Source organism: Brevibacillus sp. HB1.2 (genome assembly GCF_013332495.1).
GTDB classification, from domain to species: domain Bacteria; phylum Bacillota; class Bacilli; order Brevibacillales; family Brevibacillaceae; genus Brevibacillus; species Brevibacillus porteri.
Genome location: NZ_JABMIU010000050.1, coordinates 1 through 263, shown reverse-complemented (window position 1 = coordinate 263; position 263 = coordinate 1). Strand labels below are relative to the sequence as shown.

The 263-nt window shown below is 37.6% G+C and carries 1 protein-coding gene; it reads right to left on the bottom strand.

The window, feature by feature from the left end; translation table 11 throughout:
• The coding region (locus HPY28_RS30200; protein WP_174231980.1) for a DDE-type integrase/transposase/recombinase at positions 1-263 on the bottom strand (263 nt) is incomplete at both ends.

The window sequence follows — 263 nt, the reverse complement described above, 5'->3', positions numbered from 1 at the left end:
TTCAAACTGCTGTGTATATAAAAATTCCGATTTTAAAATGCCAAAAAAACTCTCCATCACAGCATTGTCATAACAGTTCCCTTTTCGTGACATACTCTGTGTGATTTTCTTTTCCTTTAATGCCTGTTGGTACTTGCCCATTTGGTAATGCCATCCTTGATCCGTATGGATCAAGAGATTATCTTTGTCGGTTAGGCGCTTAAAGGCATCTTCCAACATGTTAGAAACAAGGGAGTATCTTGGTCTCGAATCAATTGTATAAG